This is a genomic window from Streptomyces sp. 71268, assembly GCF_029392895.1.
Lineage (GTDB): Bacteria > Actinomycetota > Actinomycetes > Streptomycetales > Streptomycetaceae > Streptomyces.
In genome coordinates this window covers 6,840,960-6,857,034 of sequence record NZ_CP114200.1, presented here as the reverse complement: position 1 = coordinate 6,857,034, position 16,075 = coordinate 6,840,960, and the positions used below count along the sequence as shown (strand labels likewise).

At 74.5% G+C, this 16,075-nt stretch carries 16 protein-coding genes and 1 pseudogene; 7 read left to right on the top strand and 10 right to left on the bottom strand.

Annotation, left to right across the window (positions count from 1 at the left end):
- Positions 1 to 11: 11 nt before the first annotated feature.
- Positions 12 to 1,025 carry a sterol desaturase family protein gene (locus tag OYE22_RS27375; RefSeq protein ID WP_277322879.1) on the bottom strand — a complete coding sequence of 338 codons (1,014 nt, stop codon included), beginning with the start codon at positions 1,023 to 1,025 and terminating at the stop codon, positions 12 to 14.
- Positions 1,026 to 1,457: 432 nt separating this feature from the next.
- Between OYE22_RS27375 and OYE22_RS27370 the strand changes: the two genes are divergently transcribed.
- The 4 genes and pseudogenes from OYE22_RS27370 (at position 1,458) to OYE22_RS27355 (ending at position 6,396) form a co-directional block, all read left to right on the top strand.
- Positions 1,458 to 2,468, top strand: a complete 1,011-nt coding sequence (locus OYE22_RS27370; RefSeq protein WP_277322878.1) for a DEDDh family exonuclease — start codon at positions 1,458 to 1,460, stop codon at positions 2,466 to 2,468.
- Positions 2,469 to 2,691: 223 nt separating this feature from the next.
- Positions 2,692 to 3,459: pseudogene (locus tag OYE22_RS27365) on the top strand (SURF1 family protein); the annotation flags it as partial.
- Between the two features lie 335 nt (positions 3,460 to 3,794).
- Positions 3,795 to 5,636 (top strand): glycoside hydrolase family 15 protein, encoded by a 1,842-nt coding sequence (locus OYE22_RS27360; RefSeq protein ID WP_277322877.1) that lies wholly within the window; start codon positions 3,795 to 3,797, stop codon positions 5,634 to 5,636.
- A 4-nt stretch (positions 5,637 to 5,640) separates the two neighbouring features.
- Entirely contained in the window at positions 5,641 to 6,396 is a 756-nt protein-coding gene (locus tag OYE22_RS27355; protein ID WP_277322876.1) for an SDR family oxidoreductase, read from the top strand.
- Positions 6,397 to 6,494: 98 nt separating this feature from the next.
- Here OYE22_RS27355 and amaP read toward each other — a convergent pair whose 3' ends face one another.
- The 5 genes from amaP to OYE22_RS27330 form a co-directional block, all read right to left on the bottom strand.
- Positions 6,495 to 7,124, bottom strand: coding sequence for an alkaline shock response membrane anchor protein AmaP (gene amaP / locus OYE22_RS27350; protein WP_277322875.1), 630 nt, complete (start codon positions 7,122 to 7,124; stop codon positions 6,495 to 6,497).
- A gap of 8 nt (positions 7,125 to 7,132) precedes the next feature.
- Entirely contained in the window at positions 7,133 to 7,849 is a 717-nt protein-coding gene (locus OYE22_RS27345; protein WP_277324345.1) for a DUF6286 domain-containing protein, read from the bottom strand.
- A 182-nt stretch (positions 7,850 to 8,031) separates the two neighbouring features.
- Positions 8,032 to 8,403: an Asp23/Gls24 family envelope stress response protein gene (locus OYE22_RS27340; protein ID WP_277322874.1), complete on the bottom strand. Its 372-nt coding sequence runs from the start codon at positions 8,401 to 8,403 to the stop codon at positions 8,032 to 8,034.
- Between the two features lie 6 nt (positions 8,404 to 8,409).
- Positions 8,410 to 8,601: a hypothetical protein gene (locus OYE22_RS27335; protein ID WP_184568946.1), complete on the bottom strand. Its 192-nt coding sequence runs from the start codon at positions 8,599 to 8,601 to the stop codon at positions 8,410 to 8,412.
- A gap of 44 nt (positions 8,602 to 8,645) precedes the next feature.
- Complete coding sequence (locus OYE22_RS27330; protein ID WP_277322873.1) at positions 8,646 to 9,110, bottom strand: Asp23/Gls24 family envelope stress response protein; 465 nt, start codon at positions 9,108 to 9,110, stop codon at positions 8,646 to 8,648.
- Between the two features lie 212 nt (positions 9,111 to 9,322).
- Between OYE22_RS27330 and OYE22_RS27325 the strand changes: the two genes are divergently transcribed.
- Positions 9,323 to 10,270, top strand: a complete 948-nt coding sequence (locus OYE22_RS27325; RefSeq protein WP_277322872.1) for a hypothetical protein — start codon at positions 9,323 to 9,325, stop codon at positions 10,268 to 10,270.
- Positions 10,271 to 10,347: 77 nt separating this feature from the next.
- On the opposite strand, the gene OYE22_RS27320 is transcribed toward OYE22_RS27325, so the two are convergent.
- From OYE22_RS27320 to abc-f, 3 genes are all read right to left on the bottom strand, one after another.
- On the bottom strand, positions 10,348 to 11,127 hold the full coding sequence (locus OYE22_RS27320; RefSeq protein ID WP_277322871.1) for an enoyl-CoA hydratase/isomerase family protein: 780 nt from the start codon (positions 11,125 to 11,127) through the stop codon (positions 10,348 to 10,350).
- A gap of 163 nt (positions 11,128 to 11,290) precedes the next feature.
- The gene (locus OYE22_RS27315; protein ID WP_176160981.1) at positions 11,291 to 11,512 is read right to left on the bottom strand and encodes a helix-turn-helix domain-containing protein; all 222 of its coding nucleotides are present in this window, start codon (positions 11,510 to 11,512) and stop codon (positions 11,291 to 11,293) included.
- A gap of 375 nt (positions 11,513 to 11,887) precedes the next feature.
- Positions 11,888 to 13,486, bottom strand: coding sequence for a ribosomal protection-like ABC-F family protein (gene abc-f, locus OYE22_RS27310; protein WP_277322870.1), 1,599 nt, complete (start codon positions 13,484 to 13,486; stop codon positions 11,888 to 11,890).
- A gap of 327 nt (positions 13,487 to 13,813) precedes the next feature.
- Between abc-f and OYE22_RS27305 the strand changes: the two genes are divergently transcribed.
- Entirely contained in the window at positions 13,814 to 14,227 is a 414-nt protein-coding gene (locus OYE22_RS27305; protein WP_277322869.1) for a VOC family protein, read from the top strand.
- Between the two features lie 76 nt (positions 14,228 to 14,303).
- Here the strand turns inward: OYE22_RS27305 and OYE22_RS27300 are convergent, their stop codons facing one another.
- A complete protein-coding gene (locus OYE22_RS27300) occupies positions 14,304 to 15,317 on the bottom strand; it encodes a saccharopine dehydrogenase (RefSeq protein WP_277322868.1) in 1,014 nt (337 codons plus the stop codon).
- A 74-nt stretch (positions 15,318 to 15,391) separates the two neighbouring features.
- On the opposite strand from OYE22_RS27300, the gene OYE22_RS27295 reads away from it, so the two are divergent.
- Positions 15,392 to 15,985 (top strand): TetR/AcrR family transcriptional regulator, encoded by a 594-nt coding sequence (locus OYE22_RS27295; protein ID WP_277322867.1) that lies wholly within the window; start codon positions 15,392 to 15,394, stop codon positions 15,983 to 15,985.
- Positions 15,986 to 16,075 lie beyond the last annotated feature (90 nt).

The window sequence follows — 16,075 nt, the reverse complement described above, 5'->3', positions numbered from 1 at the left end:
CGCCTCGCCGCTCACGCGGCGCGCTCGACGCGGCGGCCGGACTCCGCCACGGGCGGGCCGCCGGCGGTGGGCGGGGGCACCGGCGGGGCGCCGTCGGCAGCGGGCTCGGCGCCGTCGGCAGCGCACGTGGCGACCGGGTCCGGGCGTGCCGCGCCGTCGGCCGCTGACGGGGCGTCGTCGGTCGCGGCGCGGCGGTGGTGTGGTTGCCAGCCGGGGCCACGGAAGAGCAGGCCCGCGCGCTCGCGCCAGTCGGTCGCGGCGGCCAGGTCGCGGCCGATGGCCGCGTACTCGTGGGTGGCGACCCGCAGCGGGTTGTAGGTGTGGATGTTCTTGGTGAGGCCGTAGACGGGGCGTTCGGTCTCGGCGACGAAGGTGCCGAACATCCGGTCCCACACGATGAGGATGCCGCCGAAGTTGCGGTCCAGGTAGCCGCCCTGGGAGGCGTGGTGGACGCGGTGGTGGGAGGCGGTGTTGAAGACGTACTCGACCGGCCGGGGGAGCTTGCCGACGCGCTCGGTGTGCACCCAGAACTGGTAGACCAGGTTGGCCCCGGACAGGAAGGCCACCGCGGCCGGGTGCACGCCGCACAGCACCAGTGGCACGTAGAAGGGCCAGACCGTCAGCGAGGTCCACGGCTGGCGCAGGGCCGTGGTGAGGTTGAACTTCTCGCTGGAGTGGTGCACCACGTGACAGGCCCACAGGACGCGGACGACGTGGTGGCCTCGGTGCGACCAGTAGTAGAAGAAGTCCTGGGCCAGCAGCATCAGCGGCAGCGTCCACCACAGCACGGGCACGCGCAGCGGGGTGAGTTCGTAGAGCGCGGTGTAAATCGCCACAATCGGGATTTTCCACAGCGGATCGAAGAAGACGCTGCCAATCCCCATCGTCACGCTGGTCGCGGCGTCCTTCGCCCCGTAGCCCGCGGCCTCCTCGTCGGGGCGCAGCCGGTAGCTCACCATCTCGATTGCGGTGAGCAGGACGAACGCCGGTATGGACCAGAGCACGACATCGGGTAGGTGCGGCATGTCCGCACGATAAGGGCGGCTCCGTGGCGATGAACAGATGTTGTTACTGACGAGTTTCGAAACTCAGTAAGTACGCGCCCGGCCACGGCACCAGCGCTACGCCAACGTGCCGTCCGGCCGCCTCGACGCCGGCGGGCCCGCCCCGGCACGCCCCGCCGCCGCCCGCCCCACGCCCGCGCCTCCCCACCCTCGGCTCCCCGCGCGCCGTCGGGTCCGCCGGGGCGCCTACGACGCGCCGGGCGCCGGGCAACCGCACTTTTCGGCCGAACAGTTGACGCCACCACAGCCCCATCGGGCCCGCCCGTCAAGGGGGTTGGCCCAGGTCGCACGGGGCCCGGTCACCGCGGCCGGCCCGAAGGCCGCGGCCTCCGGCACGGGCTCGGCCCGCCCGCCGCGACCGAGTGTCAGGGGTGGCCCGTATCCTCGTGAACCATGCTTGAAGACCGACCGGCCGCCGCTCCGCGGATTCCCCCACAGTCCGCCCCGCCACCCCCGTGGCCGTCCGCCTACCCCGACGGGTACGCGGTCGTTGACGTGGAGACCACCGGACTCGCCCGCGATGACCGCATAGTGTCGGCCGCCGTCTACCAGCTCGACGCGCGCGGCGAGGTGCAGGACCACTGGTACACGCTGGTCAACCCGCAGCGCGACCCGGGCCCGGTCTGGATCCACGGGCTCACCAGCACCGAGCTGGCGCGGGCCCCGCTCTTCCCGGAGATCGCCGACGAGTTCGCCCGGCGCCTCGACGGCCGGGTCCTCGTCGCGCACAACGCCGTCTTCGACTGGTCGATGATCGCCCGCGAGTACGCCCGCGCGAGGGGTGCCGCCCCCGTCCGCCAGCGGCTGTGCACCATCGCCCTCTCCAAGGAGCTGGGGCTGCCGCTGGCCAACCACAAGCTGGAGTCGCTGGCCGCGCACTACGGCGTCGTCCAGGAGCGGGCCCACCACGCGCTCGACGACGCGCGCGTGCTGGCCGAGACCTTCCGGCCCAGCCTGCACCTGGCGGCGGCGTCCGACATCCGCCTGCCGCTGCTCGCCTGCCAGCCGCTCACCGAGTGGTCGGACGCGCCGGCCGCCCGCCCGCCGGGGCAGCGCTCCGGGTTCGGGCAGACGAGTTGGCGCCCCAGCCGCAAGCGGCCCGCCTGCCCGTACCCCAACCCCGGCCGGTACGAGCCCGGTGGCCGGCTGGCGCAGGGCATGCGGGTGGCGTTCTCCGGCGACACCTCGGTCGACCGCGAACTCCTTGAGGACCGGGCCGTCGAGGCCGGGATGCACGTGGCGACCAGCGTGTCGCGGCTCACCAGCCTGCTGGTCACCAACGACCCCGACTCGCCCACCTCCAAGGTGGTCAAGGCCCGCTCGTTCGGCACCCCGGTGATCGACGAGGCGGCCTTCATGCAACTGCTCCAGGACGTGGCACCGGCCCCGACCGCCGCCGGCTGACCGACGCGCCACCGGGCCCCACGCGCCCGCGCGCACCTCGGCCAGGGCGCTGACCGGGGCGGGTCGGGCGCGGGCCGGATTCCGGACGGGTGCGGACCGGGTGTCGGTCGGGTCGGGCGCGGACCGGGACGGGGCTCGGCGGTCGAAGATCACCGCCCGCCGTCGGCCGGCCGGGGGTCGCCCCGCTCACCGCCGACCCGCGACCGAGTTGTACGGTCATGGGGTGTACCGCTTTCTGTTGACCCGGCAGTGGGTGATCCTCACGCTGGTGGGTCTCGTCCTCATCCCCGTGATGATCGAGCTGGGTTTCTGGCAGCTCGGTCGGCACGAGCAGCGGGTCGAGCACAACAAGCGGGTGTCCAGGAGCCTGGACGCCCCGGCCGTCCCCATCGGCGAGCTGACCGGCGTCGGCCGCGACGTGCCGAAGAAGACCGCCATGCGCAAGGTCACGGTCTCCGGCACCTACGACCCCCGCCACGAGGTGGTGGTGCGCCAGCGCACCGGCTCCGACGACCAGTCCATCGGCTACTTCGTCGTCACCCCGCTGCTGCTGGCCGACGGCAACGCGGTGCTGGTCAACCGAGGCTGGATTCCGGCGCCCGGCAACCTGACCCAGTTCCCGGACGTGCCGGCCCCGCCGACCGGCGAGGTCACCGTCACCGGGCGGCTCAAGGCCGACGAGACCACCGGCAGCAGCGGCATCAAGGACAAGAAGGGCCTGCCGCCGCGCCAGGTCATGCTGATCAACAGCGAGCGCCAGGCCGAGGCGGTGGGCCGGCCGCTGCTCGGCGGCTACGTGGAGCTGACCGATTCCACGCCTCGGGGCACCAACCAGCCGGAGCCGGTCCAGGCCCCCGACACCAGCGGCATCGGCTCCCACATGGCGTACGCCGTCCAGTGGTGGCTGTTCACCGCGGCGGTGCCGGTCGGTTGGGTGGTGCTTTTCCGCCGGGAGTTGCGGGACCAGGCGGCGGCAGCCGCCAAGGCGGCCAAGGACGCGGAGGCCGCCAGGGAGAAGGCGGCGGCCGAGCCCGAGGCCCCCGGCGCGAGCGACGCCACCCCACGCGCCGACGCCGACGCCAGCACCCGGGGCGAGGCCGCCGCCACGGAACCCGAACCCGGGGCCGCCGCCGCGAAGCCCCAAGCCACCGCGAAGGCCCAAGCCACCGCGAAGCCCGAAGCCGCCACGGGGCCCGGAGCCGAGGCCGGCGGCGATCCGGATGCCGGGCCTGGCAAGCCCGACGCGCCCGCCGAACGCACCGCGTCCGTGGCCCGGTCGGCGGCGGCTTCGGACTAGGGCCCAGCTCAGCGGGAACCAGTTCGGGCATGGCCCAACCCATCGAGGACTACGCCGTGATCGGCGACCTCCAGACCGCCGCCCTGGTCGGTCGGGACGGTTCGATCGACTGGCTCTGCCTGCCCCGCTTCGACTCCGGCGCCTGCTTCGCGGCGCTGCTCGGCGACCGCGACAACGGTCACTGGACCCTGGCGCCAGCCCCCGACGAGGACACGGAGAACACGACCAGCGCCGACGGCACCGACGACGGAGACGGCGAACCCGCCCGCTGCGCGCGCCGCTCCTACCTGCCCGACACGCTGATCCTGGAGACCGTGTGGGAGACGGCCACCGGCTCCGTCCGGGTGTACGACTTCATGCCGCAGCGCGACCGGACCCCCGACGTCATGCGCATCGTGGAGGGCGTCACCGGCCAGGTGTCCATGCGCAGCGTGCTGCGGCTGCGTTTCGACTACGGGCACGTCGTGCCGTGGATGCGCCGGTGCGACGGGCACCGCGTCGCCGTCGCCGGCCCCGACTCGGCCTGGCTGCGGAGCGTGCCCGAGGTCCACACGTACGGGCAGGGCCTCAGCACCCGCTCCGAGTTCACCGTCGCGGCGGGCGAACGGGTGGCGTTCGTGCTGACCTGGCACCCCTCGCACGAGCCGCCCCCCGACCTGGTCGACCCGTACGAGGCCCTGGAGCACAGCCGCGAGGACTGGCAGGACTGGGCCGCGAAGTGCACGTACCAGGGGCCCTACCGCGAGGCCGTGCTGCGCTCGCTGATCACGCTCAAGGGGCTCACCTACGCCCCGACGGGCGGCATCGTCGCGGCGCCGACCACCTCGCTTCCGGAGGAGCTGGGCGGCGTGCGCAACTGGGACTACCGGTACTGCTGGCTGCGGGACTCCACGCTGGCGCTCAGCGCGCTGGTGCGGACCGGGTTCATCGAGGAGGCCGGCGCCTGGCGGGACTGGCTGCTGCGCGCGGTCGCCGGCGACCCGGCCGACCTCCAGATCATGTACGGGCTCGGCGGCGAGCGCCGGCTGCCCGAGGCGGAGCTGGGCTGGCTGCCCGGGTACGCGGACTCGGCACCGGTGCGGATCGGCAACGCCGCGGTCGACCAGGTCCAGCTCGACATCTACGGCGAGGTCATCGACTCGCTCACCCTCGCCCGGAGCTTCGGCCTGCGGAACAAGCCCACGGCCTGGAGCCTGCAGTGCGCCCTGCTGGAGTTCCTAGAGTCGCGCTGGCGTGAGCCGGACGAGGGGCTGTGGGAGGTGCGCGGCCCACGGCGGCACTTCGTGCACTCCAAGGTGATGGCCTGGGTCGCGGCCGACCGCGCGGTGCGCGCCATGGAGCGGGACCCCACGCTGCCCGGCGACCCGGACCGCTGGCGCGCGATGCGGGAGGCGGTGCACCACGACGTGTGCACGCGGGGCTTCGACGCCGAGCGGGGCACCTTCACCCAGTCGTACGGCTCCACCGAGCTGGACGCGGCGACGCTGCTCATCCCCCGGGTCGGGTTCCTGCCACCGCACGACCCGCGCGTCATCGGCACGGTGGACGCGGTCCGCGAGGAGCTGTGCGAGGACGGGCTGCTGCGCCGTTACAGCACGGACGGCGTGTCGGTCGACGGGCTGCCCGGCACGGAGGCACCGTTCCTGGTGTGCTCGTTCTGGCTGGCGGACGCGCTGTACCTGATCAGTCGTACGAAGGAGGCGACGGACCTGTTCGAGCGGCTGCTCTCGCTGCGCAACGACGTCGGCCTGCTCGCCGAGGAGTACGACGTCGGCAGCGGTCGCCAACTCGGGAACTTCCCGCAGGCGTTCAGCCACATCGGCCTGGTGGGTACCGCCCTCGCGCTGTCGGGGCGGGCCACGGCAGACTGAGGCCATGGATCTTGGACTCAAAGACCGGGTGTACGTCGTCACGGGTGCCACGCGCGGCCTCGGCAACGCCACGGCACGCGAACTGGTGGCCGACGGCGCGAAGGTCGTGATCACCGGGCGCGACGCGGACCGGGTGACCGCCGCCGCGCGGGAGCTGGGGCCGAACGCGTACGGCCTGCCGGCGGACAACGCCGACCCGGCCGCCGCCGAACGGCTGATCGCCACCGCCCGGGAACGCTTCGGCCGCTTCGACGGCATCCTCATCAGCGTGGGCGGCCCGCCCGCCGGCTCGGCGGCCGGGAACACCGACGAGCAGTGGCAGGCGGCCTTCGATTCGGTGTTCCTCGGCGCGGTGCGGCTGGCCCGCACCGCGGCCGGCGAACTGCCCGCCGGCGGTGTGATCGGCCTCGTGCTCTCCGGCTCGGTGCGCGAGCCGATCCCGGGCCTGACCATCTCCAACGGGCTGCGCCCCGGGCTCGCCGGCTTCGCGAAGTCGCTCGCGGACGAGGTGGGCCCGCGCGACATCCGGGTGGTGGGCCTGCTGCCCGCGCGCATCGACACCGACCGGGTGCGGGAGCTGGACGCGGCGACGGGCGACGCGGACGCCGCGCGCGAGCGGAACGTCGCGAACATCCCGCTGGGCCGCTACGGCACCCCGCGGGAGTTCGGCCGCACCGCCGCGTTCCTGCTCTCGCCGGCCGCCTCCTACCTGACGGGCCTCATGGTGCCGGTGGACGGCGGAGCGCTGCGCGGCCTGTGACCCGCCCGACCGTGCCGCCGCTCCCCGCCCGCGCGGCGAGGGCGGCGGCTTCGGGCGCGCCTGACCGCCGGTTCGTCGTACGCGGCGGCGCGCGGGCGTCAGCTCACCCGCTCCGCCCGGTGGCGCACCGCGCGCATCCTGACCTCGGCGGGCAACCGGTCGAGGCCCGCCGACGCCCGGGCGTGCTCCAGCGCCTCGTCCCGCAACCGGGCCAGCGTCTCGGCCGGTTGGGCGTGCGCGGCGAGTACGAGCCGGACCCGGGCCTCCGGGGCGGTGCGGCGACCGCGCAGCGTGACGCGCGCGCGGTCCACCCCGTCCATGGCCTCCGCCTCGGCGGCCAGCACGCCCTCAAGGGCCCGGCCGCGCAACACCGCGCCCTCCCCCTCGCCGCTGGCGACCAGCAGCTCGCGCAGGCGCCGCCGCCGGGCCTGGGCGAGCAGCCACCACAGCGCGAGCAGGACGATCAGCGCCAGGGCGGCGATCACGGTGGGCCACCACCAGTCCTCGTCCCGCCAGCGCCGCCGATCGTCATGGGTCAGCAACACGTCGTCGGGCCCGTCGAAGGGCCAGCTCCCGGGCAGGCCGAAGCTCCACCGGCGCGGCAGGTCGAGCCCGCCGACCAGGACGGCGGCCCCCAGCGCCAACAGGAGCAGCCCGGCCAGGGCGAGCAGCACCCGGTTGACGACCCGCACCCTGGAACGTCCCACCCGTACCGGCTTCGCCGCCATCTTCCGCCTCATCTCCTCGTCGGCCGGCGGACCTGGACCCGCAGCCCGGGACGGCGCGCCAGGCCGAGCTGTCGGATGCCGTCGTCCAGCGCGTGGTCGAGGTCGGCGCGCACCTCGTCGAGTTCCCGGAAGTGCGCCTGTGCCCGCACCCTGACCCTGCGTCGCCCCGCGTCCACCCGGACGGTCCGTACGCCGGGCACCTCCATGGCGCGGTCCCGCAGCACCAGCGCCGCCGCGGAGCGGTCGAGCCCGGCGCGCACCCGCGGGTCGGGGCGCATCGGCAGCACGCCGCGCCGGCCGGGGGTGAGCGCCAGGATGATCAGCCACAGGCCGAGGACGACCGCGACGCAGGCCCCGGCCACGATCCAGGGGTCGTCCAGCGGGCGGGTGGCCAACTCGTCGCTGAGCCGGCGCCGCCAGCGCATCGCGCTCCGGTCGGCCCGTACCGCCGCCACGTCGTAGAGCAGCAGGCCGGCGGCGCCGAGCACGACCAGCGCGAGCAGCGCGGCGGGCAGCCGTCGGCTGGCCCAGAAGCGCCGGGCGCGCTCGCGCTCGCCGCGCGCGGGCGTGTACCTGACGGAGGAGGCGCGCTGCCCGGTACCGCCGCCATCGTCCGTGGCGGCCTCGTCACCGTCCGGGCCCGCGAGCGTGGCGCCGCCGCCCGTGGGGTCCTTCTCCAGCAGCGGCAGTCGCCGGGTGGTCTCCGCGCCGGCCTCGCCCGCCACGCTGGCCCCACTGGCCGCGCGCGTCTCGCCCGCCGGGCCCGTGTCACCGGTCCCACCGGTGTCGCCGGCCGCGTCGGGGCCGCCCGGGGGCGTGCGCCTCGGGGCGCCGCCGGGCCGCCGCGCGGCGGTGTGCTCGTCCTCGCTTCCGGTCGAGCCCGCGCCGGCGGCTGGTTCGTCGTTGCTCACCGCGTCCTCCCCCGGCCGACGCCCGTCCGCTCCGGCGCGTGCAGCCGCTCGACCGTGACGGCCACGTCCCGTACGTCCATGCCCGCCAACGCCCTTACCCGTCCGCTCACCTGACGACGCACGGCGCCACACTGGGCGCCGATGTCCGAGGGGTAGCCGAGTTCGACGGCGACCCGCACCCGGGCCTCGCCGCGCAGCCCGTCGCGGGCCGGCCGGTCGCGCACCGCGACGGCGGCCTGCGGTGGCTTGCCACCGGCCCCGCGTACCTCCCGCGCGTCGCCGAGCACCTCCCGGGCCGCCTGCGAAGCGATCTTCGCGATGACCCGGTCGGCGATCCGCGTCGAGCCGCGTTCACCCGATCGCACCACGCGGCCTCACCGCCGTCGGCCGTCGCGCTCGCGCGGGCGGAAGAAGTCGCCCAACTCCAGCTCTCCGTCGAGGAACTTGCCTGCCACGAACCCGATCAGGCCCAACGCCGCCACCAGGAGAAAGGCCCCGAAGCCGCCGAAGTACCCGGCGAAGCCCAGTGCCATTCCGGCGGCCAGACCGACCACGGCCATGCTCATCGTGTACTCCCTTGCCTCCACCGCGCCCGGTCGGTCCGGTCCGGCTACTGGAGCCGCGAGTCGGACTCGTCGTCCTGCTCGTCAGGCAGCTTCACATCACTTACCACGATGTTGACCTCGACCACCTCAAGGCTGGTCATCCGCTCGACCGCGGAGATGACATCTTCCCGCACGCCGCGCGTGACGTCGCCGATGGAGACGCCGTAATCCACCACGATCTCCAGGTCCAGCGCCGTCTGCACCTCGCCGACCTCGGCCTTGACGCCGCGCGTGACGGAGCGCCCGCCACCGGGTACCCGGTCCCGCACCGCCCCGAAGGTGCGCGCGAAGCCGCTGCCCATGGCGTGCACGCCGGGCACCTCGCGGGCCGCCATGCCGGCGATCTTCTCCACCACGCCGTCGGCGATCGTCGTCTTGCCCCGGGAGGCCGGGGGGCCGCCGCCTCGGGGAGTCGAGGCTCCCGGGGCAGTCGCGCTTCCCGCCTGCTGCTTCTGTGTCGTGTCCGTCATCGCCCATTCCCTTCCCGCGAAGCTCTCAGGGGAGCGGCCTGACCGTTCCTCATGTCACCGTAGGCGGGCTCGCGGCGAACCGCGCCCGGGGCGTGGCAGTCGTGGGAACGCGCCGGCCCCGGGTGGGTCGCGGCCGGCCGGCGCGCCGTGGTGCGGCAGGCTGAGCGGCAGCGGGCGAGTAGGTGTCCGTACGGCGGGAAGGGTGGCGGACCGTGGTGGCAGACGCGTTGGCGCAGGCGGTACGGCAGCAGTTGGGGCTCGGCAGGCTGCTGCCGCTGGGCACGGAGCACGACGGTGCGTGGGTGACGGAGCACGCGGCCACGGCCGTGCTGCGCGCGGCGGCGGCGGAGGTTCCCGAGGTTCGCGTGACCGCGCTGCACGTCGACCTGCTGGCCCCCGACCAGGCGGCGGAGCCCGCCGTTCCGGCGCCGCCGACCGCACTGCGCCCGGGGCCGCTGCGGGTGGCGGGCGAGTTCCTCGCGGCGGCGGAACAGCCGCTGCCCACGTCGGCGGAACGGTTGCGGGCGACCCTGTACGCGGCGGCCACCGACCGGCTCGGCCTGGTCGTCGGCGCGGTCGACCTCCGGGTGACGGGTCTGCTGGAGGAGGCACGGGCGACGGAGGCCACACAGCCGCCAGGCGGGGCACGGCCGGCGGACGGGGCACGGCCGGCTAACGGGGCGCCCGGCGACGCCGGGCCGGCCGGTGCGGAGGGCCGCCCCGGGACGCGGGCGTCCGCGGAGCTGGCACCGGCCGCCGCCCGCCCGGCGTCGGAGGCCACGGTCGAGGGCCGGGTGGCCGGCGCCGTCGCGGAGGTACCGGGGGTCGCCCGGCTCGCGCCCGCGCTCGGCGGCCTGACCCGCCCGGTACGCGTCGAGGGCCCGCGCGCGACCGCCGAGGCCGAGGCACCCGTGGCGGGCGCCTCCGCGCCGGCCCGCCACGCGCAGGTGCAGGTCGCCGTGGCGGCCGGACACCGGGCGGTCGAGGTGGCCCGCGCCGTACGCGACCGGGCCCGCGCCGCCCTGCTGGCCGAGGCCCCGGGCCCGGTGACGGTCGCGGTGCTGGTCACGGCCGTGGACGCGGCGGATATGGCACTCCGGGAGAACACGGGAAACGCACGGAGCGCGCGGAGCGCCGAGAGCGCGGCGGACCGGGCCTGAGGACGTCGGACCCGGGGCCCGTACCGCGCGGGCGCCACGACCCGCGACCGTCGGGCGGCCAGCGCGCCGGTCGCGGGCTATTCGGCCAGTTGGGCGAGGTCGCGCAGGCGGCGGCCCTGGGCGGCGCGCTCGGCCGCCCGCTGCTCGTCGAAGGTGCGGTCCGACGCGCCGCGCAGCAGCGCCTTCGTCTCGATGACGGCGTCGCGCGGCGCGGCCAGCAGCGCGGCGGCCAGGTCCCGCGTGGTCGCGTCCAGCTCGGCGGCCGGCACCACGAGGTTGGCCAGCCCGGTCCGCTCCGCCTCCTGCGCGTGCACGAACCGACCGGTGGCGCAGATCTCCAGCGCGCGGGCGTACCCGACGAGGGAGACCAGCGGGTGGGTGCCCGCGAGGTCCGGCACCAGCCCAAGGCTCGTCTCGCGCATCGCGAACTGCGCGTCGTCGGCACAGATGCGCAGGTCACAGGCGAGCGCGAGCTGGAATCCGGCACCGATGGCATGCCCTTGGACCGCGGCTATGCTGACGATGTCGTTACGCCGCCACCACGTGAACGCCTCCTGGTAGGCGGCGATGGTCGCGTCGAGCTCCGCCTCGGGGCCGCGCCCCATATCGACGAAGGACGGCTCGCCGTCGAAGCCCTCAGGGGTGAACGCCTGCCGATCGAGCCCCGCGGAGAAGGACTTGCCCTCTCCGCGCAGCACCACGACGCGCACGCTGCCCGGCAGCAACCGCCCGGCCTCGACCAGGGCCCGCCACAGGGCGGGCGTCTGGGCGTTGCGCTTGGCCGGGTTGGTCAGGGTCACCGTGGCGATGGCGTCATCGACGGTCAGGCGTACGCCGTCCGTGTCGAGCAGGGTCACTGAAGCCTCCGGTCGGTCGGCAGCGGTCACTGCGGCCTTAAGTTAACTGCACAGTAACCACCGTGCCGACCGAACCACCGACCGGGTGCCACCGACGACGTGACCAGTACGCCGCGGCGACGTGACGCGCGCTCGAACTCGGGACGGACACGCGCCGCGTGGGTCAGGTCGAGGCGGCTTTCTTCCCTCGTGTCGCTCCGCCGCGACCACGCAGCGTCACTCCGGACTCGCTCAGCATTCGATGGACGAAGCCGTAGGAACGGCCGGTCTCTTCGGCCAGCGCTCGAATGCTCGCACCGGAGTCGTACTTCTTCTTGAGGTCTGCCGCGAGCTTTTCGCGCGCGGCGCCGGTCACCCGGCTGCCCTTCTTCAGAGTCTCGGCCACCCGTGCCTCCTCATGGGAAGTGCGCTATGGGACTCTCATGATCACCCCTAGCCGCGCTCCTGGCCACCCATTCGACAAGGTCCGCGTGACCGGCTTGCCGGCGGCGAGCGGCCGAAAGGCCGCCGGAACGGCGAATTCCGGATGTCGGCGCGCGTGCGTCCATTCGGAGTGCGCGGCGAAGCGGCAGGTCAGGGATGGCACCAGCGGGGCTCTCCGGGACCGCCGAGCGCTACTCTGCGTGCGCACGCGCGGGTGGCGCCGGCACGCCGCGAGATGAGCCCTTCTCACCCAGATGAAGGATCACGTCTCGGCCGAATGATCCAGAACATCTGGATCAAGCGGCGGCACGAGGCCCCGAACGCCGGCCCGCGAGCGTCAGGCGAGCGCCACGAGGTCGGCGTAGTCCTGGCCCCACAGGTCCTCCACGCCGTCGGGCAGCAGGATGATGCGCTCCGGCTGGAGCGCGTCCACCGCGCCCTCGTCGTGGGTGACCAGCACGACCGCGCCGGTGAAGGTGCGCAGCGCGCCCAGGATCTCCTCGCGGCTGGCCGGGTCGAGGTTGTTGGTGGGCTCGTCGAGCAGCAGGACGTTGGCCGAGGAGACCACGAGCGTCGCCAGCGCGAGCCGGGTCTTCTCGCCGCCGGAGAGGACGCGCGCGGGCTTGTCCACGTCGTCGCCGGAGAACAGGAAGGAACCCAGCGTCTTGCGGATGTCCACGAGGTCCAGGTCGGGCGCGGACGAGCGCATGTTCTCCAGGACGGTGCGGTCCGGGTCCAGCGTCTCGTGCTCCTGCGCGTAGTAGCCGAGCTTGAGGCCGTGGCCGGGGGTGACGGTGCCGGTGTCGGGCTTCTCGACGCCGGCGAGCAGTCGCAGCAGCGTGGTCTTGCCGGCACCGTTGAGGCCCAGGATGACCACGCGGGAGCCTCGGTCGATGGCCAGGTCGACGTCGGTGAAGATCTCCAGCGACCCGTACGACTTCGACAGGCCCTCGGCGGTCAGCGGGGTCTTGCCGCACGGCGCGGGGTCGGGGAAGCGGAGCTTGGCGACCTTGTCCGAGACCCGCACCTCGTCGAGGCCGGCGAGCAGCTTCTCGGCGCGGCGGGCCATGTTCTGCGCGGCCACCGTCTTGGTCGCCTTGGCGCGCATCTTGTCGGCCTGCGAGTTGAGCGCGGCGGCCTTCTTCTCGGCGTTGGCCCGCTCGCGCTTGCGGCGGCGCTCGTCGGCCTCGCGCTGGGCCTGGTAGAGCTTCCAGCCCATGTTGTAGATGTCGATGTGGGCGCGGTTGGCGTCCAGGTAGAAGACCTTGTTGACGACCGTCTCGACCAGTTGGACGTCGTGCGAGATGACGATGAAGCCGCCGCGGTAGGTCTTGAGGTAGTCGCGCAACCAGACGATCGAGTCGGCGTCGAGGTGGTTGGTCGGCTCGTCGAGGAGCAGCGTGTCGGAGTCGGAGAAGAGGATGCGGGCCAGCTCGACGCGGCGGCGCTGACCACCGGAGAGCGTGTGCAGGGGCTGGCCGAGCACGCGGTCGGGCAGTCCGAGACTGGCGGCGATCGTGGCGGCCTCGGCCTCGGCGGCGTAGCCCCCCTTGGTGAGGAACTCCGTCTCCAGGCGCTCGTACCGCTTCATCGCCTTCTCCCGGGTGGCGCCCTTGCCGCCGGCCATCCGCTCCTCGTTCTCGCGCATCTTGCGAAGGACGACGTCGAGGTCGCGGGCGGAGAGGATGCGGTCGCGGGCGAGCACGTCCAGGTCGCCGGTGCGCGGGTCCTGCGGGAGGTAGCCGACGTCTCCGGAGCGGGTGATGGTGCCGGCGGCCGGGGTGCCCTCGCCGGCGAGGCACTTGGTCAGCGTGGTCTTGCCAGCGCCGTTGCGGCCGACGAGGCCGACCCGGTCGCCCTTGGCGATACGGAACGAGGCGGACTCGATGAGAACTCGGGCGCCTGCGCGCAGCTCAAGGCCGGTGGCGGTGATCACGGGGAGGACTCCAGGGCGGAATACGGACGGCGGAAGGGACAGGCGCGCAACCACGACCGCACGCGGCGCACCGGGCGACGGCGGCGGACGGCGCACCCCAGCGACGAAGGCGGGGCCGGGCGGAAGCCGTCTAGTGCGCAAGGAGAATGGCCATGCCGTCCACTGTAGCGGTGCGCGGCAAGTGGTTTACCGGGGGTAGGACGGGAACGCGCCGCTCCCGGCGCTGTCAGACCCCGGTGCCAGACTGTGAAGCGAGTCACAGTCACGAGGCGCTTCGCGCCGCCGCCCCAGCGCCCTGGAAGCACCAGCACCCGGAAGGTGATCACCATGGCAGGCACCGCCACCGGCCGCCCGACCCTGTACCCGACCCTCCTCTACCGCGACGCCCAGGCCGCCATCGCGCAGCTCACGACGGCCTTCGGCTTCACCAGGCAGGCGGTGTACGAGGGGGACGGCGGCGTGGTCCTGCACGCCGAACTGGCCTACGGCAACGGCACGGTGCTGCTCGGTTCCCGGCGCACCGAGGGCGCGTTCGCCCAGGCGATGGCGGACGCCGGGCCGGCCGGCGTCTACGTGGTCGTGGAGGACACGGACGCCCACCACGCGCGGGCCCGTGAGCACGGGGCCGAGATCCTCATGCCACCCACGGACCAGGCGCACGGCTCGCGGGACTACATGGCGCGCGACATCGAGGGCAACGTCTGGAGCTTCGGCACGTACGCCCCGGCCACGGACGGCTGACGCCCGCGCGCGGCCGGCCGGGCCGGGACGGCCGGCTCCGGCCGCGCGCGGGCGGGGTCGGCGCGGCGCGCGGGGGCTATCCGGCCGCGCCGGGCGCTTCGGTGAGGACGGCCCCGCCCTCCAGCATCCGTTCGACCGCGTAGGCCGGGTCCACCAGCGCCTCCGGGGTGTGGATGCCGGGCGGTACGGGGTCGCCGCGCAGTGCGAGCAGCCGCTCGACGCCGAGCGCCATGCCGAGCGCGGTCAGCGGGCGCTGCCCCGCCGCGTGCGTGAGGTAGCGGCCCGTGCGCAGCGGCGCGCCTCCTGGGGCGGTGCCCTCGATGTCCACGCGCACCTCCAGGGAGGCGGGGCCGCCGCGACGGCTGCCCGTGGAGGTGCCGACGGCGAAGGCGAAGTGGACGTTCGGCGCGTCCGTCGCGAGGGCGATGCTCGGCACGTCGAGGATGGCGATGTACGCGCCGGGCACGGCGGTCCCGTCGGAGGCGACCACCTCCACCCGCGCGTCGGCGGCGGGGAGCCAGGTGAACACGCCGTCGCGGCGCACCAGGCCCGCTGAGGTGATGGCGGACCAGCGCTCCAGGTCGGCGATGCCGGCCGGCCCGCCGGTGTCCCGCTCGTCCAGTACGGCGCCGATCCGGACGGCGTCCACCCGCTCGAACTCGCGGGCCAGGTGCGCCACGACCAGCGTGACGGCGCCGGCGCACCAGTGGCTGGCCAGCAGGATGGGCCCGGCGCCGGCGCCCTGGGCCCCCATGACGACCTCCGGCGCGATGTCCGGGCCACTGGAGATGCTGAGGTAGGGCAGCCCGCGCCGCTGGGCGTACCGCAGCCCGTGCAGGCGCTCGTCCCACAGCGCGGCGACGACCGCCGAGTACGTCTCGTCGGCCGGGCGCCCGAGGTCGCCGCGCTCAAGGTCGACGCGGACGGCGGTGGCGGCGCCGAGCCGGTCGGCCACCCGTCGCGCGCGGTCCAGGTCCCGGCCCGCGATCGTCAGCGGCAGCGTCGGGTACCACCGGCGCAGCAGGGCGGCCGTATCCGCTCCCGCCTGCCCTGATCCGCCCAGCATCAACACCGATCGCCGTTCCATCATGGCCTCCCAGGCTAAGTTACATTTCGTAGCTTACATTTTGTAGCTAGACTGGGTCGCAGACGCAAGGAGGGGCCATGGCCACATCACCGACCCGGCTGTCCAAGCAGGCCAGGCGGGAGCAACTGCTCGACGCGGCCCTGGGGCTCGTACGCGCCCGTGGCGCCGACGGCCTGACGCTGGTCACCCTCGCCGAGGCGGCCGGGGTGAGCAGGCCGATCGTGTACGACCACTTCGGCACCCGCGCCGGGCTGCTGCTCGCGCTCTACCGGCGGCTGGACGAGCGGCATCGCGCGGCGTCGACCCGGGCGTTGGCGGCCGCCGCGCCGAACGCCAGGGCGATCGCCGACGTCCTGAGCGCCGCGTACTTCGCCTGCGCCACCGACATTCCGGAGTTCGCGGCCCTCTCCGCCGCGCTGAAGGGCGACCCGGAGATGGAGGCGGCGCGGCACGAGATGCTCGACAGCTACACGCGCGCGATGGCGGCCGCCTTCGCCCCGCACTCCGGGCTGGAACCGGAGGCGATCCAGCTCCGCTGCGTCGGCCTGCTCAGCGCGGCCGAGGCGCTGGCCACCGAGCTGGACCGGGGGCGGACGACCGCCGCCGAGGCCACGGCCGCGCTGGCCGACCTGATCGTGGGCGGTCTCGCCGGCGACGCCGCCGACCGCTAACGGCCACCGCCGCGCGGGGGCGGCGACGCCAAGCGCCCGCCGGCCGAGGTGGTCGGCGGGCGGGCGCGGACTACGGGGCGGCTCACGGCG